The organism is Dyella silvatica, from assembly GCF_026283955.1.
In the GTDB taxonomy this organism is placed as follows: Bacteria; Pseudomonadota; Gammaproteobacteria; order Xanthomonadales; family Rhodanobacteraceae; genus Dyella_C; species Dyella_C silvatica.
In genome coordinates this window covers 1-14,807 of the sequence record NZ_JAPDPE010000063.1, presented here as the reverse complement: position 1 = coordinate 14,807, position 14,807 = coordinate 1, and the positions used below count along the sequence as shown (strand labels likewise).

The window sequence follows — 14,807 nt, the reverse complement described above, 5'->3', positions numbered from 1 at the left end:
TTACCACCGGTAAGCCACCGTTTTCATCACCATCGAGCTGAGTTGCATCAGCCTGGGGATGGGGAAAGGTAGGTCAATGCCGCCGCGCTGTTGCGCGGCCTGCGCATGCCGGCTCTCGTCGAGTTGCATTTGGCTCAGGATGGCGCGCGAGCGCTCGTCCTGGGCGGGCAGCTGCTCGATATGCTCCGCTAGATGGGCTTCTACCTGGCGCTCGGTTTCGACCACAAAGCCCAGACTGACCGGGTCGCCGATGGCGGCCGCGGCGGCACCGATGGCGTAGCTGCCGGCGTACCACAGCGGGTTGAGCAGGCTGGGGCGGCTATCCAGTTCACGCAGGCGCTCTGCACACCAGGCCAGATGATCGGTTTCTTCGGCGGCGGCGTGCAGCAGGTGATCGCGGGTTTCGCTATCACGAGCCAGGGCGGCTTGCCCGAAATACAAGGCCTGGGCGCAAACCTCGCCGGTGTGATTGACGCGCATCAAGCCGGCCACATGACGGCGCGCCGGGTCGTCCAGCTCGCCCTCGGCCATGTCTGCGCCAGGGGATCTGCGGTTTGCCTCGGGGCTGCCGGCAATCGCCTCCATGGCGCGCTCGATACCCATCAGCAGGCGGTCCAATGGGGAGAAGGTGCGTGTGTTCATCAGGGCTCCAGAGGGGCGTTCTCAAGCTGTTGCGCCAGCAGCGTCAAGGGGTGCAGGTGTGGCCATGCTTGCCCAGGTTCGCTCATGCCGGCGGCCAAATGCAGGCGGCAGCCGATATTGGACGACAGCAGCAGCTGCGGTGCCAAGTCGGCAACGCGTCGCAGCATCTCCCCGCGGAGGCGGGATGCGCGCTCCGGGAATTCCAGCAAATGGCTGCCGGCGGCGCCACAGCAATAAGGCGGCGATGGTAATGCGCTGACATCCAGCTGCGGACTGCGCCGCAGCAGTTGCAATAACGTGGCATCGCTGCGTGCCACATTGGTTTGCGTGCACGGCAGGTGCAATGCTGCGCGACGAGCAAGCGGGCGAAAATGCAGGCGCTCTGCCTGCTGGGCAAGCAAGGTGTAAGGGTCGGTCACCGCGACTCCGGGCAGGGCGCGCCGCAAAGTGCCCAGACAGCCGGGGGTTACCGTCAGCAAGTGCTGGGCTCCGCTGGCATGCCAGGCCTGGCGAACGTGTGCTGCCGCTTGCTCGGCCGCCGTGGCGGCGCCGCCATGCAGGTCCAGCGCGCCACAGCAGAAGGCGGGTAGTTGCACGACCCGATAGCCCGCCGCGCCAAGCAGGCGGATGGCGGACTGCTGGGCTTCGGCATCCTCGATGCTGGCAATGCAGCCGGGAAACAGCGCAACCACGCCCTGGGCGAGGCTGGGTTGCGGCGGCGAGGTCGAGTTGCTCATGGCTTGCGCCGGCCGTGATGCGCGTTGGCTGGGCAGCAAGTTCAGCGCGGTACGCCAGGCTTTTCCGAGCGGTAACGGCCATGTCGACATCCGGCACCAGCCAGCCACGGCCAGTAGCGGTCTCAATAGGGCTGGTCGCTTGAGCAAGGCGAGCAATCCGCGTGGCCGTTGAGGTGAGGGGCCAAGCAAGGCGCGGGTTTCAACCAGCAATTCGGCATACTGCACATTGGCCGGGCAGACTCGTTCGCAGCCGAGGCAGCCTAGGCAATGGTCCAGGTGCTCACGCAGGGCGGGCGTGGCGATAACCTGGCCCTTGGCCAGTGCCGACGCAATGGCTATTCGCCCTCGCGGCGATTCCGCCTCATTGCGGTCCAGCGCATAGGTAGGGCATACGGGCAGGCACAGCCCACACTGCACGCATTGATCGGCCAGTGCGGCAATTCGGTTGGGGGTCTTCTCAAGCGGCATGCTGATCATGCTATCATCGCCGACTCGCAGCCCGCCGGTCCGTGGGCTTGCGCGATAGATGAAAGCTCCGCTATCATCTCGCGCCTTTGCTCCACTGATTATGCACACCGCCTTACGGCGGCAGACCAGGTATTCCGAAATGAAAACGTTCAGCGCCAAGCCGGAAAGCGTCAAGCGCGACTGGTTCGTGATCGACGCCACGAACAAGACGCTCGGTCGTCTGTCGACCGAAATCGCGCGCCGTCTGCGCGGCAAGCACAAGCCGGAGTTTACTCCGCACGTCGATACCGGCGATTACATCGTTGTGGTCAACGCCGAGAAGGTGGCTGTCACCGGCGCCAAGCTTGACGACAAGATGTACCACCGTTTTACCGGCTACGTCGGCAACCTGAAGACCACCAGTCTCAAGGACCTGCTGGCTACCCACCCTGAGCGCGTGATCGAGATCGCCGTCAAGGGCATGTTGCCGAAGAACCCCCTGGGCCGCGCGATGTACCGCAAGCTCAAGGTGTACGGCGGCGCCGAACATCCGCATACCGCACAGCAGCCGCAGGCGCTGGAACTCTAAGGAATCAGTATGGCGATCCAGCAGAATTACGGCACCGGCCGCCGCAAGACCTCAGCCGCTCGCGTGTTCCTGCGCAAGGGCAACGGCGAGATCATTGTCAACGGCAAGAGCCTCGAGCAGTTTTTTGGTCGCGAGACCTCGTGCATGATCGTGCGCCAGCCGCTCGAACTGACCGAGAGCACCAATAAGTTCGACATCAAGGTCACTGTGGCAGGCGGCGGTATCACCGGCCAGGCCGGCGCGATCCGCCTGGGCATTGCCCGCGCACTGATCGAGTACGACGAAAGCCTCAAGTCGCCGCTCCGCAAGGCCGGCTTCGTGACGCGCGATGCCCGTGAAGTCGAGCGTAAGAAGGTCGGTCTGCATAAGGCCCGCCGCGCAACCCAGTTCTCGAAGCGCTAATCGTTCACTAGAACGACTGCTTCGACGGTCCGGTGCATCCAAGTCAGAGCGCACCGCTCCGCTAGGTTTTGGGAGATCGTCTAACGGTAGGACAACGGACTCTGACTCCGTTTATCTAGGTTCGAATCCTAGTCTCCCAGCCAACATCAAGGCTCCGCGAAAGCGGGGCCTTTTTGTTTTTGGCGTCGCGTCAGGTTCTAGGCTATGCGGGACTTGCTCATATTGGTGATTGCTAGTTCAAGCCGGGCCTGTCCCCTTCATACCTAAAGCCCATGTATTGGCCAAGGCATGGACGTGTACGCTTTCCATAAAGCCTCCAGCTGGCCTCAGACGTCACCTTCGAAGTCGATGGGTTCGATCTTGTGCTGCGGCATACTGAAAATGCGAGTCCGATCAAGTTTTGACGCAACGTGTTGCTTCCAGCTTTGCGAATTTGCTCGGTTCTGGCGTGACAAATGCTCTGTTCCTGCGTGTGGAATGAGCAAGCCATAGTGATTCAATCATCCTGACTATGTGATTTTCGCTTTTCGTTGGAATGTCGGGTCGAGGGCTGGTCCGGATTCAGGAGGGCTGCATTATTTTCAAACGCCGATAAAGACTCGATGTGAAAGCAAGGGAGGCTGGTGAGGTAGTAGCCACAGATGACGTCGAAAGATCAGTTGGTCGCGTATTGATGACATCAGTTGGTGTAGTTATGACCTCGCGCTAAGCCATTACAAGTACATGCTCAGTCGTTGAACATCTTGAGGAGATTGGCATGCCCGATAAGCGGAGCAAGCAAGGACTCAGCGCGACCCGTTGCAGACTTTTCGTACTCACCCTTTGGACGTTGAGTGCTTGCCTGCCGTTATCGGCGGCACCCAACTCGCCCCAAGATCACGTCAAGGAGAATCACGCGATGACCACGCCAACAACGACCCATAACGATCAGCCCCCCCTTTCACCCCGACTTACCGCCAAGCAAGCGCTGCAGCGCTTGCTTGAACTGATTCGTGGGAGCCAAAGCATCAGTGATTTCACGCCCGAATATATGCACAAGGGCATGGATGTAGACATCAAAGTAATCAACAAGAATGAATACGGCTACGGCGAGCGTTTATCACCCAGCTGGGCTTGGAGCATCCAGCATTTGCAGGTGGGTTCGATCGGTCCGCGAGTGGATTTCGTGTTCGGCAGCATGCCTGGCACGCAGCCGTCGCCTGCAGAGATCTGCGAGTTTGATTTTGCGGATTTCACTGCAGAACTCGAGGCTATGGGCTTCAGTCGGCAATCTTCGCATGGCGAACATAATCGCTGGACCTTCGACTATTTCGATCGCCCGGGTATGCGCGTCGAGGTGCATCCGATGGCTATGCCGGCGGACAGTAACGACGCCGGCCAAGCTTGCGTAAAAATGGTTTTGGTGCGGTAAGGAGATCTCCCAATGCCTATCAGTCAGCAAGCACAGGCGATCATCGATACCTTCGGCCAACAGCCAGGTGTGACCCAGCAACAAGTACAAAACCTGCAGGCGACGATTAATGCCTCGCCCGCGTTGACGCAAGAGGTCAACGACGCTGTTGCCCAGGGTCATCTGCGGAAAATTGAGCCACTGACCAATCCACATGCTGGTGGCGAATACAGCTCGACCGATCAATCTATGCGTTTGCCCTTGACGATGTTGAACACGCCGCCAAACGGCAGCTTCGATACCGGCGAGCCGACTTTTGTCCTCGGGCACGAACTGCAGCACGGTTTTAACGCGGCGGCGGCGAGTCAGGCGAGTGCAGCCTTCGCCCAAGAGCTCACCGTCGTTGCGACGGCGCCCGGGCTTGATCACGATTACACGGCACCCATCGGTAATCTGATCGCTGCTAATCGGCGTGATGAGGCCGGGGCGGAAATTTCCGGCTGGAACGCGGTGGTGAGTGCAGCACAGCAAGATGCCACGACCCGTAACGCGGCGGCGCCGACGCTAGGCGATATCTACAATCGCAACCCCGGTCGTATGGATGATTTCATTGATGTGAATCGCTCCGTGTTTCCGCCCACCTATGTGCTTAAACCCAACCTGCAGGTCAATGCTGATCATTCGATGGATTATTCAGCGCACAATCTCGAGGGTATGGGGCAGAACTTCTACGACAAGGCGCGCCCTGCGCCAGGTGGTTTGGGCTTTCACGGCAATTCCGACTACCCCAACTATGACGGGGCGTACGCCATTGGCGCTGCAGTGACGTACGAGCGACACTACAATCCGCCGCAACAGGCGCAGCCCGGGCAAGCAGTTCCGGTCGGTCCGGAAATGAGCCTGAATATGGCTCAGCTGCGCCTCAATCCGCAGACGGTGGCGGAAAACGGCATCAATCTGGGGCCGAACACGCAGCCGATGCCGTATGCCGACAAGAGCACAAGTCCGCCGACTCAACGGCATTTTGACCATACCGCAACGACGCACACATACGTGCCAATTGCTGTGCAGGGGCAACAGGGTGTCCGTCCGGTGCCGCTTTTGGATCAGGCCTCTCATCCTGATCATGCGCTTTATCAGCAGACTCGCGAAGCTGTACACCGCCTCGATGTGCATCAGGGCCATGCACCGGACCAGCGCAGCGATAACCTGGCGGCGGCCCTGGTCGTGGCGGCGCGCCGGGATGGGATGCATGAGGTCAATCATGCGGTGTTGAGTGACGATGCCTCGCGCGCATTTGCAGTGCAGGGTGATCTGAATTCACCATTCAAACGGATGACGCAGGTGCCAACCGAGCAGGCAGTGAATACCTCGGTTGCCCAGAGTAGTCAGGCATGGCAGCAGGTGATGCAACAGAAGCAACCGGAACTGGCCCAAGCGCAGCGGCAGGGCCTTGATAAATTGAGCCAGCAGGCAAATCAGGTGCCACCGCAAGCTCACGTATAACTCGCGTGCCCCTGGCGCTGGCTTGATATCAGCGTCGGCTCCAGGGGCCGGATTTGGGCTTGCTTGTGATTTCGATGTCGGCTAATCAGGCATCGTAAACAAGTGCTCAGAGCTGGCAATCGCCCAGAATGATCGGTTCGTTGGCGCTGAATTCGATGGTGCAGGCCGCGGTGAATGGCTGGCCTTGCTGTAGTGTTTTTGCCTGGGCGGCAAAAACCGGCTCAAAGGTGGCGCGGCCTTCAATCTGCCCAGCCTCATCGACCAGGTTGACCCGCAGGCGCCCACGCGGGTCCTGGCTGACCTTGGCCACCACGGCACGCACGGTGACGCGCTGGTCGAGATAAGTGTCGGGAGTGATGTGGCCGGTTTGCGATGAATACAGCTGACTCAGCTGGGTCAGGCTGACGGAGGGCGTGGCGCCGCTGGCCCATGAGGCAATGGGCAACAGCACCAACGCAAGGATGATGGAAAAACGCAGGGTGCGCATGACGAGGGCTTTTGTGGGGTCAAGGGGGTACATCCGTGTACCGCTACTGTGGTGGCTAGCTGGCAGGATTCAATCGGCCATTCGTCAGGGATCCACCACGCACCTTAAGTGAGCTTAAGTTAGTCCATCAGCTGGTCGCCGATCAGCACGATATTGGCTGGGCGGCGGGCAAACAGGCCTACGGCGACGATGCCGGGGATCTGGTTCAGGTCGTTTTCCAGCGCGGCTGGGTCGGCAATCTGCCAGCCGTGGACATCGATAACCCAGTTGCCGTTATCGGTTACTACACCGTCACGCCATACCGGCTGGCCGCCGCGCTTGGCGATTTCGCGACCTACCAGGCTCCGGGCCATCGGTATGACTTCGATCGGCAGCGGAAACTTGCCGAGCAAATCGACCCGTTTGCTGGAATCGATCACGCAGATGAATTTTTCGCTAGCCTCGGCGATGATTTTTTCCCGCGTCAGTGCGGCGCCGCCGCCTTTGATCAGGCGCTTGTACGGGTCGCACTCGTCAGCGCCATCCACGTACAGGCTGAGCGGGCCGGTCGCATTGAGGTCGAGCACCGGGATGCCGTGCTTTTTCAGCTGGGCGGTGGACTGCTCCGAACTCGATACCGCACCCTGGATGCGATCGCGTAGGTCGGCCAGGGCGTCGATGAAGTAAGCCACCGTGGAGCCGGTGCCGACGCCGACAATCGCGCCATCGTCGACATAACGGATGGCGGCTTCACCAGCCAGGCGCTTTTCGTTGTTGCTCATAAGGGTGATTCCGTAACTTTAAGGATGGGATGCCTGCGGTCCCCCTGTCGAAGCCTTGGGAGGGGGGGCTGTCTTGGCTCATTCCAGCGCGAGGATGGCGCGCCATTCGGCGGCGCTTACCGGCATGACCGACAGTCGATTACCTTTGCGCACCAGTGCCATCTCGGCCAGCGATGATTGCGCCTGCAGCTCTTTAAGCGTGATGGTGCGCTTGAGCTTCTTCACGAATTTCACGTCGACCAGCACCCAGCGCGGGTTATCGCGCGTGCTGGCGGCGTCGAAATACTTGCCTTTGGGGTCGAACTGGCCGGGATCGGGGTAGGCATCGGTGGCGACTTCGGCGACACCGACGATGCCCGGTTCGGCACAGTTGGAGTGGTAGAAAAACACCTTGTCGCCAACACGCATACCGTCCCGCATGAAATTACGTGCCTGGTAGTTGCGCACACCATCCCAGGGCTCGCGGCCTTTGCGCTTGAGGTCGTCGATGGAGAAGGCGTCAGGTTCGGATTTCATCAACCAGTGATTCATACCTGCGCCGCTCCATTTTTGGTATCGCCATGGCAGTCGATCAGTTCGCGATCGGTCGCGATGTAGTCGAGCGGAACATCCCATGACTCCGCGTCTATGGCAGGCAATTCTTGAAAGTCGTAGCCAATGCCGACCAGCAGGGGCTCGGTGGGGCGCACTTGTTCACGCAGAAAGCTGAAGCTGCGGTCGTAATAGCCACCGCCGTAGCCAAGCCGATGACCGCGGCGGTCAAAAGCGAGCAAGGGTACCAGCACCAGATCGAGCTGAAACGGCGCCAGCCATTCCCGTGGCGCGACTGGCTCAGGGATGCCGTAGCGGTTAGGTTGAACGTCTTCACCGGAGGTCCACGGTGCAAAGCGCAGCGAGCGATCATCGCCAATCAAGGGCAGCAAAAACTGCTGGCCACGGGTAGCCAGTGGCGCCATCACCAGGTTCAGCGGCAGCTCGCCATCGCAAGCCCAATAGCCGGCCACGCGTGTATCGGTGAGGTATTCGGGCAATTGCTCGAGGCTGCGGCGCAAACCCTGCGCGGCGGCAATGCGTTGCTGCGGGGTGAGGGCGCGGCGGCGTTCGGCCAGTTGTTGGCGTAGCTCGCGTCGCTGGGTGGTGGTATCCACGATCGCGCGTCTCCTGTGGTGGTCCTGGTGGCGTGCGGCGAGCGGCCTTACCTGGCCGTCTGGCGGCCAGGTAAGCAAAAAGGTGGCGTTAACCGCGATGCCGCTGCACACCAAACGACCTTGATCCAAGATGGATCAGGTGGGAGGGTTACATGGCCTCAAGGCTTTCCGCACGCGGCGGACATGCACAACAGCCGATGAAAAACCGACCCGGGGCCGTAATTAGGAACAAGGCAAATGTAAGAGTGCGCTGGCGAACATCGCAGAAAACGCCATCGCTATCTTAGTTGAGCCTCGAGGGCTGCATCAAGCTTGCGTCGCAAAGCGGTCAGTCCATCGCTCAAACTTTGATCGTGTCCGCTGTGCTGATTGCGCAGGGCAAGGAATTCATGCGTGACGCTGATGGCGGCCAAGACCGCCAGCCGGTCGAAACCCGGCGCCTTGGCGTTGGCGCGCAGTTCGCGCATCTTGCGATCGAGGTAATTGGCCGCCTCAAGCAGGCCTTCCCGTTCTTCCGGTGCGCAGGCAATCAGGAATTCACGGTCGATAAGTCGCAAGGCGACCGGCTCGCTGTTGCTCATCGGGCAATCTCTGCACAAGTCATTGAATGTGACACTCAGCCGTTGTGCTCAAGCGCTTTCAGGCGCTGGATCATGGCTTCCACCCGGCTGCGCGCTTGCTCATTGCGGGCCATCAGGCCTGCGCGCTCATTCGCCAATTGTTCCTGGCTATGGCGCAAGCTGCGGTTTTCCTCGTTGAGACGACGCACTATTTCGAGCAAGCGATCAAGCTGCTCGCCCAAGGCGGTAAGTTCTTGTTTGATCAGATCCGGTTTGATCGGATCCGGCTTGACGGTGTCGGGCGCGCTCATGCGGGAAACTATAGCAGGAGGTTTGGCGAAATCAGCGGCGCTAGAGCATGCCCGGACCGGCTAAACTGACGCCTCAATCTTGAAGGAGTACCGTCATGACCGCGATCGAACTGGTCGGCCACGACGAGCTGGACGCTGCCTGCGCTCGGCTGCGGCTGGGCGTGCAGGCCAGCGAGCTGCATGGCTCGCTATGTGGCTATCTTGCCGGGGGTGCCCGGCTGGGCCGGCAGTCCATGCTGGCAGCGCTGCAGCTGGATGGCGAGGAGGTCGTGCTGTCGGCCCAGGACAAAACCCTGCTCGACCGCCTCGACAAGCAGTGCGAGGCCGAACTGGCCGACCCCGAACTGGGCTTCGAGCCGCTGTTGCCGGTCGATGATCGCCCGCTGCCGGAGCGCGCCGAGGCCTTGGTCGATTGGTGCCGTGGTTTCCTGGGTGGCTTTGGGCTGGCCGGGGCCGAGGCGCATGCCAAGCTCACCGACGATGCGCAAGAGATCCTGCGCGACCTGGGCGCGATTGCCAGCTCCGCGTTCGATTTCGGTGAAGAAAGCGAAGACGAAGACGCGCTGATCGAAGTGCATGAATTCGTGCGTGTTGGCGCCATGCTGTTGCATGCCGAGTGTGTCAGCGCGCGTAATGGGCCCGGCAACGACACCGTGCATTGAGTGCCTGGGCATCGCCACGTTGAGCAGTGAGACATTGAGTATCGAGCCTGCAGAGTACGCACGCCGTCGCCGCCAGTTGATGCGGATGGCCGGAGACGATGCGGTGCTGCTGATCGCCGCGGCGCCCGAGCGTATGCGCAATGCCGATGCGGCCTGGCCGTATCGGCAAGATTCGGATTTGCATTACCTCGCCGGTTTCCCCGAGCCCGATAGCGTGCTGGCGCTGCTACCGGGTCGTAAGCATGGCGAGGCCGTGTTGTTTTGTCGCGAGCGCGATGCCGAGCACGAGCGCTGGCATGGCGAGTCGATCGGTACCGAGCGTGCCGTAGACGCCTATGGCATGGACGACGCTTTCCCCATCGACGATATCGACGACATCTTGCCCGGCATGATCGAAGGGCGTGGGCGGGTTTATTGTCATTTTGGCCGTGAGCCGGAATTCGATGCGCGGCTGCTCAGCTGGATGCGCCGGTTGCGCCAGCTGCGTGGCGGCGGCGTGGTGCCGAAAGAATTCGTCGCGCTGGGACATTTGCTGCATGACCTGCGCTTGTATAAGTCACGCGCTGAATTGAAATTGATGCGCGCCTCTGCCGGCATTGCTGCCGAGGCGCATCTGGCCGCCATGCGCATGGCGGTGGCGGGCCGGCACGAGTATGAAATCGAGGCTGAGCTGTTGCGGGTCACTCACAGCCACGGCGCGGTGCCTGCGTTCCCGCCGATCGTGGCGGCTGGGGCCAACGCGTGTGTCATGCACTACCAGGCGAATCGCGCGCGGCTGCGGCAGGGTGATTTGCTGCTGATCGACGCTGGTGCCGAGCTGGAGTGCTATGCCTCGGACATCAGCCGCACTTTTCCAGTCAGCGGGCGCTATAGCCGCGAACAGCGCTTGCTCTACGAAGTGGTGCTTGCGGCGCAAGCGGCGGCGATCGATGAAGTGAAGCCGGGCCGTCCATTCGATGCAGCGCATCAGGTAGCAGTACGGGTGATTGCCGAAGGCCTGTGCGCACTGGGCTTACTCCACGGCACGGCCGATACGGCGATGGCCGATGGCAGCTACAAGCGGTTTTTTCCGGCAAAAACCGGCCATTGGCTGGGGCTGGATGTGCATGACGTGGGCGATTACCGCGTCGATGGCGAGCCGCGCTTGCTTGAAGAGGGCATGGTGGTGACGGTGGAGCCGGGTATTTACGTGCCGCCGAGTGACCTATCCGTGGCCGAGCGCTGGCGTGGCATCGGTATTCGCGTCGAAGACGATGTGGCGGTGATCCGCGATGGTAATGAGGTGCTGACCCATCAGGTGCCCAAGCGGGCCGATGAGATCGAGGCCTTGCTGGCCTCTCGTTGATGGTTGTCATGTCGATCGCCGTGCATGACGACAAGACGCTGCCGGCAAGGTCGATGAAAAGACGCCTATTCCGGGGAAGACTGCCGGGTTGCGGCGAGCGCAACCCGGCGTTGCAGGCGAACAGATGGTGTAACGCTAGTCGTCCTTTTCAGCCGGCGAGCGATGGCGATTAGCCTCATCGGTGGCATGCACCTCGTACCACATCGCATTGAGAATGCCGAAGGCGCAGGCCAGGCCGAGGCCGAGAATCCAGGAGAAATACCACATGGTTTGCTTGGCTCCTTGCTAGGTAAGCGTGATCAGTAGGTGTGGTCGGAGTTACGTACGTGTTCAAGCGTCACGCGTCCGCGCATCACCCGGTAGACCCAGCTGGTGTAGGCGATGATGATCGGCATGAAGACGGTGGTGACGCCAAGCATCAGCAGTAAGGTGCCACGGCTGGAGGAGGCGTCCCAGATGGTCAGGCTGGAGCGCGGGTCCAGGCTGGAGGGAAGCAAGAACGGAAACAGGGCAAAACCTGCCGACAGAATCGTGCCGGCCACCATCAGGCTGCTACAAAGAAAGCCAGCAAGACCGCGTTTGCCAACGGTCAGCTGCACACCGATGGCGCCGAGCAAGGCCAAGACCGGTGCAGCCCAGAACCAGGGTTGTTGCAGATAGCTGGCAAACCAGCTGCCACCGCGAGCCACTGCTTTGAACAGCGGGTTGGCTGGGCCGTCGGTGACCACCGGGCCAACGATGGCGTAGCCGGGTATGCCGTAGGCCAGCCAGATGCCGGCAAGCACATATACCAGCACATAAATCAGGGTAAACCAGCGCGCAAGCCGCGCCGCTCGCTCCGCGATCAGCTGATCCGCCTTCAATGCAGCCCAGCACGCACCATGCGCCAGCAGCATGCTGAGCGAAACCAGCCCGGCGATCAGCGCGAATGGGTGCAGCAACTCGAAAAAACCACCATGCCAGCTCATGCGCAAATCGCCATCGAACTGAAACGGCACGCCGAGAAACAAATTGCCGAAGGCCACGCCGGTGATCAGCATCACCACCACGCCCGAGCCGACCAGCACCCAGTCCCACAGGTTGCGCCAGCGCGCGTCGTGCACCTTGCCGCGGAAGTTGAAGCCGACCGGGCGCAGGATGAAGGCCAGCAAGACCAGTGCAATGGCCAGGTACATGCCAGAGAACGACACCGCGTAAAGCATCGGCCATGCTGCAAATACCGCGCCGCCGCCGAGGATGAACCAGACCTGGTTACCCTCCCAGGTGGGCTCGATGGTTTCCAGCAGCACCAGCCGCTCATCGTCGTTGCGGCCTAGCACTCGCAGCAAGGCGGCGATGCCGAAATCGAAGCCGTCCATGATGGCGAAGCCGATCAGCAGCACGCCAAGCAGGGCCCACCAGATCAGCCGCAGGTTTTCATAGTCGAACATGGCGCTCTCCTCAAACCTTGGCGGGGGTGGTGTGGGTATCGGCAGGCGGCCAGATACCAAGTCCGTCCGGACCCTTGCGGGCAAACTTGACCATCAGCACGGCATCAACGATGGCCAGGGCGGTGTAGAAAAACACGAAGCCGCCGAGCGAAGTCCATACCTGGCCGGTGGTCACTGACGACACGCCCAGCGCGGTCGGCAAGATGCCTTCGATGGCCCATGGCTGGCGGCCGTATTCGGCAACGATCCAACCTAGTTCCGCGGCCACCCATGGCAATGGCAGGCTCCATAGCGCCAGCTTCAGATACCAGCGCTTGCTATCGAGTTTGCGCTTGCTGGATAGCCAGAACGAGAAGCCGAACAAGGCGATGAAGTAGAAGCCGCAGGCGACCATGATGCGGAACGCCCAGAACAACACCGGCACATTGGGGATGGTGCTGTCAGCGGCCTTTTGGATGTCCGCCGGGGTGGCTTTGCGCGGATCGTCCATAAAGCGTTTAAGCAGCAAGGCGTAACCGAGATCTTTGTCATGTGCGGCGAGAATGGCCCGCGCTTGGGCGTTGTTCTTGTCTTCGCGCAGCACCAGCATGGCGTCGTAGGCGTGGATGCCGTTACCGATCTTGCCCTTGGTTTCTTCGACCAGATTGGCGATGCCGGGGATCGGGGTGTCGATCGAGCGCGTGCCGATCAGGCCCATCACCCACGGTACGCGTACGGCGAAATGCGTGGTCTGCTGTTGCACATCAGGGATGCCAAACACCGTGAAAGAAGCAGGAGCCGGCTCGGTTTCCCACATGGCCTCGATCGCGGCCATCTTCATCTTCTGGTTTTCAGACACCGCATAACCCGATTCATCGCCCAGCACCACCACGCTCAAGGCGGCGGCCAATCCGAAACTGGCGGCTACCGTCATCGAGCGTTTGGCGAAATCGACGTTGCGCCCTTGCAGCAAATACCAGGCGCTGATCGACAGCACAAACATCGCGCCCATCACATAGCCGGCGCTGACCGTGTGCACGAATTTCGCCTGCGCCACCGGATTGAAGAACACCTCGGCGAATGAGGTGACCTCCATCCGCATGGTTTCGGGATTGAAGGCCGAGCCGACCGGGTTCTGCATCCAGGCGTTGGCGATCAGTATCCACAGTGCCGAGAGGCTGGTGGCGAGCGCAAGAAACCAGGTGACCAGCAGGTGTTTGACCTTGCTCAAACGCTTCCAGCCCATGAAGAACAGGCCGATCAAGGTACCTTCGAGGAAGAACGCCATCAGCCCTTCAATCGCCAGTGGCGTACCGAAGACATCGCCGACGTAATGCGCGTAGTAAGCCCAGTTCATGCCGAACTGGAACTCCATGGTGACGCCGGTGGCGACACCCATGGCGAAGTTGATGCCGAATAACACGCCCCAGAATTGCACCATGCGCCGCCATACCTCGCGCCCGGTCATCACGTAGACACTCTCCATGATGGCGAGCATCCATACCAGGCCCAAAGTCAGCGGCACGAACAGAAAGTGATAAAGCGCCGTGAGCGCGAATTGCAGGCGCGACAGGGTTACGACGTCGGTGTCGATAATCATGGTTAGCCTTCGTGCGGCGAAGAGGATGAGGTCGGCGCGAGCAAGTGCTCAATCGCTTCGGGGCGGGTGTCGGGGCGCGGATGGGGAGCGATCGCTACCCACCAAATCAAACTCAGTAAAGCGATTTTGGCAACGACAATCAGGATTAATTCGAGTGCCAGCCGACGGAGTGGCCGGCGTGGCAGCGCAGTCTTCCTAGCGTGATTGAACAAGGTGGACATGGCAAATACACCCCTGCTGTGTCTGCGGGCATGGTACACCGCACAAACGTATTGTCTGTGTGGAGCAATGTCGCAGTGGCGGATCGCCGCAAGGACAATTTGCCCTCTCCCCGTGGTCCGGAGAGAGGGGGCTGGCGTGCATGGCACGCGCGCTTGTGCGAATGAATCAGGCGAATCGAGCCGGCGCCGGCCGGATGACGATCAACTCAGCAGGGCAAACGCATCGCGGGTAAGGTTCTCCGGCTCGGCCTCGGTGCACACCACATCGTCTTCGATGCGGATGCCGCCGTAAGGACGGAAGGCCTCTACTTTGGCCCAGTCGATATCGGCGGCGAGCGGCTTGTCGCGCAGTTCGGCCAACAGCATATCGATGAAGTAAAGGCCGGGCTCGATCGTCACGACCATGCCGGGTTCAAGTACCCGGGTCATGCGCAGATAAGGATGGCCGGCCGGGCGTGCGATGCTGCCGCCACGCTCGTTCTGCTGGAAGCCGGCGACATCGTGTACTTGCAGCCCGATGGGATGCCCCAGGCCATGCGGGAAGAATGCCGCGGTGACGCCGGACTCCACGGCGCTCTCTGCGCTCATGC

General features: G+C 60.9%; 19 protein-coding genes, 1 tRNA gene and 1 other RNA gene. 7 read left to right on the top strand and 14 right to left on the bottom strand.

Annotated elements, in window-relative coordinates; all coding sequences use genetic code 11:
* Both coq7 and OUZ52_RS13345 read right to left on the bottom strand, forming a co-directional pair.
* Positions 1-642 (bottom strand): 2-polyprenyl-3-methyl-6-methoxy-1,4-benzoquinone monooxygenase, encoded by a 642-nt coding sequence (gene coq7 / locus OUZ52_RS13350; RefSeq protein WP_266158895.1) that lies wholly within the window; start codon positions 640-642, stop codon positions 1-3.
* Positions 642-1,847: a (Fe-S)-binding protein gene (locus tag OUZ52_RS13345; protein ID WP_266158894.1), complete on the bottom strand. Its 1,206-nt coding sequence runs from the start codon at positions 1,845-1,847 to the stop codon at positions 642-644. The genes coq7 and OUZ52_RS13345 overlap by 1 nt, the downstream gene beginning before the upstream one ends.
* 139 nt (positions 1,848-1,986) lie before the next feature.
* Between OUZ52_RS13345 and rplM the strand changes: the two genes are divergently transcribed.
* From rplM to OUZ52_RS13320, 5 genes are all read left to right on the top strand, one after another.
* Entirely contained in the window at positions 1,987-2,415 is a 429-nt protein-coding gene (rplM, locus tag OUZ52_RS13340) for a 50S ribosomal protein L13 (RefSeq protein WP_114845115.1), read from the top strand.
* A 9-nt stretch (positions 2,416-2,424) separates the two neighbouring features.
* Complete coding sequence (rpsI, locus tag OUZ52_RS13335) at positions 2,425-2,817, top strand: 30S ribosomal protein S9 (protein WP_266158893.1); 393 nt, start codon at positions 2,425-2,427, stop codon at positions 2,815-2,817.
* A gap of 69 nt (positions 2,818-2,886) precedes the next feature.
* Positions 2,887-2,960, top strand: a tRNA-Gln gene (locus tag OUZ52_RS13330).
* A 755-nt stretch (positions 2,961-3,715) separates the two neighbouring features.
* Positions 3,716-4,228, top strand: a complete 513-nt coding sequence (locus OUZ52_RS13325; RefSeq protein WP_266158892.1) for a hypothetical protein — start codon at positions 3,716-3,718, stop codon at positions 4,226-4,228.
* 123 nt (positions 4,229-4,351) lie between these two features.
* Entirely contained in the window at positions 4,352-5,713 is a 1,362-nt protein-coding gene (locus tag OUZ52_RS13320; RefSeq protein ID WP_266158891.1) for an XVIPCD domain-containing protein, read from the top strand.
* A 106-nt stretch (positions 5,714-5,819) separates the two neighbouring features.
* Here OUZ52_RS13320 and OUZ52_RS13315 read toward each other — a convergent pair whose 3' ends face one another.
* From OUZ52_RS13315 to OUZ52_RS13285, 7 genes are all read right to left on the bottom strand, one after another.
* Positions 5,820-6,200 carry a hypothetical protein gene (locus OUZ52_RS13315; protein ID WP_266158890.1) on the bottom strand — a complete coding sequence of 127 codons (381 nt, stop codon included), beginning with the start codon at positions 6,198-6,200 and terminating at the stop codon, positions 5,820-5,822.
* 119 nt (positions 6,201-6,319) lie between these two features.
* Positions 6,320-6,961 carry a ribose-5-phosphate isomerase RpiA gene (gene rpiA / locus OUZ52_RS13310; RefSeq protein ID WP_266158889.1) on the bottom strand — a complete coding sequence of 214 codons (642 nt, stop codon included), beginning with the start codon at positions 6,959-6,961 and terminating at the stop codon, positions 6,320-6,322.
* Between the two features lie 78 nt (positions 6,962-7,039).
* Positions 7,040-7,492 carry an EVE domain-containing protein gene (locus OUZ52_RS13305; RefSeq protein ID WP_266158888.1) on the bottom strand — a complete coding sequence of 151 codons (453 nt, stop codon included), beginning with the start codon at positions 7,490-7,492 and terminating at the stop codon, positions 7,040-7,042.
* Positions 7,489-8,109: a 5-formyltetrahydrofolate cyclo-ligase gene (locus tag OUZ52_RS13300; protein WP_266158887.1), complete on the bottom strand. Its 621-nt coding sequence runs from the start codon at positions 8,107-8,109 to the stop codon at positions 7,489-7,491. Before OUZ52_RS13300 ends, OUZ52_RS13305 begins: the two co-directional genes overlap by 4 nt.
* An 85-nt stretch (positions 8,110-8,194) precedes the next feature.
* A non-coding RNA gene (gene ssrS, locus OUZ52_RS13295) (6S RNA) lies at positions 8,195-8,381 on the bottom strand.
* A gap of 6 nt (positions 8,382-8,387) precedes the next feature.
* Positions 8,388-8,690, bottom strand: a complete 303-nt coding sequence (locus tag OUZ52_RS13290) for a cell division protein ZapA (RefSeq protein WP_266158886.1) — start codon at positions 8,688-8,690, stop codon at positions 8,388-8,390.
* A 35-nt stretch (positions 8,691-8,725) separates the two neighbouring features.
* Positions 8,726-8,980: a TIGR02449 family protein gene (locus tag OUZ52_RS13285; protein WP_266158885.1), complete on the bottom strand. Its 255-nt coding sequence runs from the start codon at positions 8,978-8,980 to the stop codon at positions 8,726-8,728.
* Positions 8,981-9,075: 95 nt separating this feature from the next.
* Between OUZ52_RS13285 and OUZ52_RS13280 the strand changes: the two genes are divergently transcribed.
* Positions 9,076-9,642 carry a UPF0149 family protein gene (locus OUZ52_RS13280; protein WP_266158884.1) on the top strand — a complete coding sequence of 189 codons (567 nt, stop codon included), beginning with the start codon at positions 9,076-9,078 and terminating at the stop codon, positions 9,640-9,642.
* A 34-nt stretch (positions 9,643-9,676) separates the two neighbouring features.
* Entirely contained in the window at positions 9,677-10,987 is a 1,311-nt protein-coding gene (locus OUZ52_RS13275; RefSeq protein ID WP_266158883.1) for an aminopeptidase P N-terminal domain-containing protein, read from the top strand.
* Between the two features lie 135 nt (positions 10,988-11,122).
* Here OUZ52_RS13275 and cydX read toward each other — a convergent pair whose 3' ends face one another.
* From cydX to OUZ52_RS13255, 5 genes are all read right to left on the bottom strand, one after another.
* Positions 11,123-11,254, bottom strand: coding sequence for a cytochrome bd-I oxidase subunit CydX (cydX, locus tag OUZ52_RS13270; protein ID WP_266158882.1), 132 nt, complete (start codon positions 11,252-11,254; stop codon positions 11,123-11,125).
* Between the two features lie 32 nt (positions 11,255-11,286).
* Positions 11,287-12,417, bottom strand: coding sequence for a cytochrome d ubiquinol oxidase subunit II (gene cydB / locus OUZ52_RS13265; protein WP_266158881.1), 1,131 nt, complete (start codon positions 12,415-12,417; stop codon positions 11,287-11,289).
* 10 nt (positions 12,418-12,427) lie between these two features.
* Positions 12,428-13,993, bottom strand: coding sequence for a cytochrome ubiquinol oxidase subunit I (locus OUZ52_RS13260; RefSeq protein WP_266158910.1), 1,566 nt, complete (start codon positions 13,991-13,993; stop codon positions 12,428-12,430).
* A gap of 5 nt (positions 13,994-13,998) precedes the next feature.
* Positions 13,999-14,217: a cytochrome oxidase putative small subunit CydP gene (cydP, locus tag OUZ52_RS22930; protein WP_343214943.1), complete on the bottom strand. Its 219-nt coding sequence runs from the start codon at positions 14,215-14,217 to the stop codon at positions 13,999-14,001.
* 201 nt (positions 14,218-14,418) lie between these two features.
* A partial coding sequence (locus OUZ52_RS13255) for a M24 family metallopeptidase (protein WP_266158880.1) occupies positions 14,419-14,807 on the bottom strand: 389 nt, incomplete at its 5' end.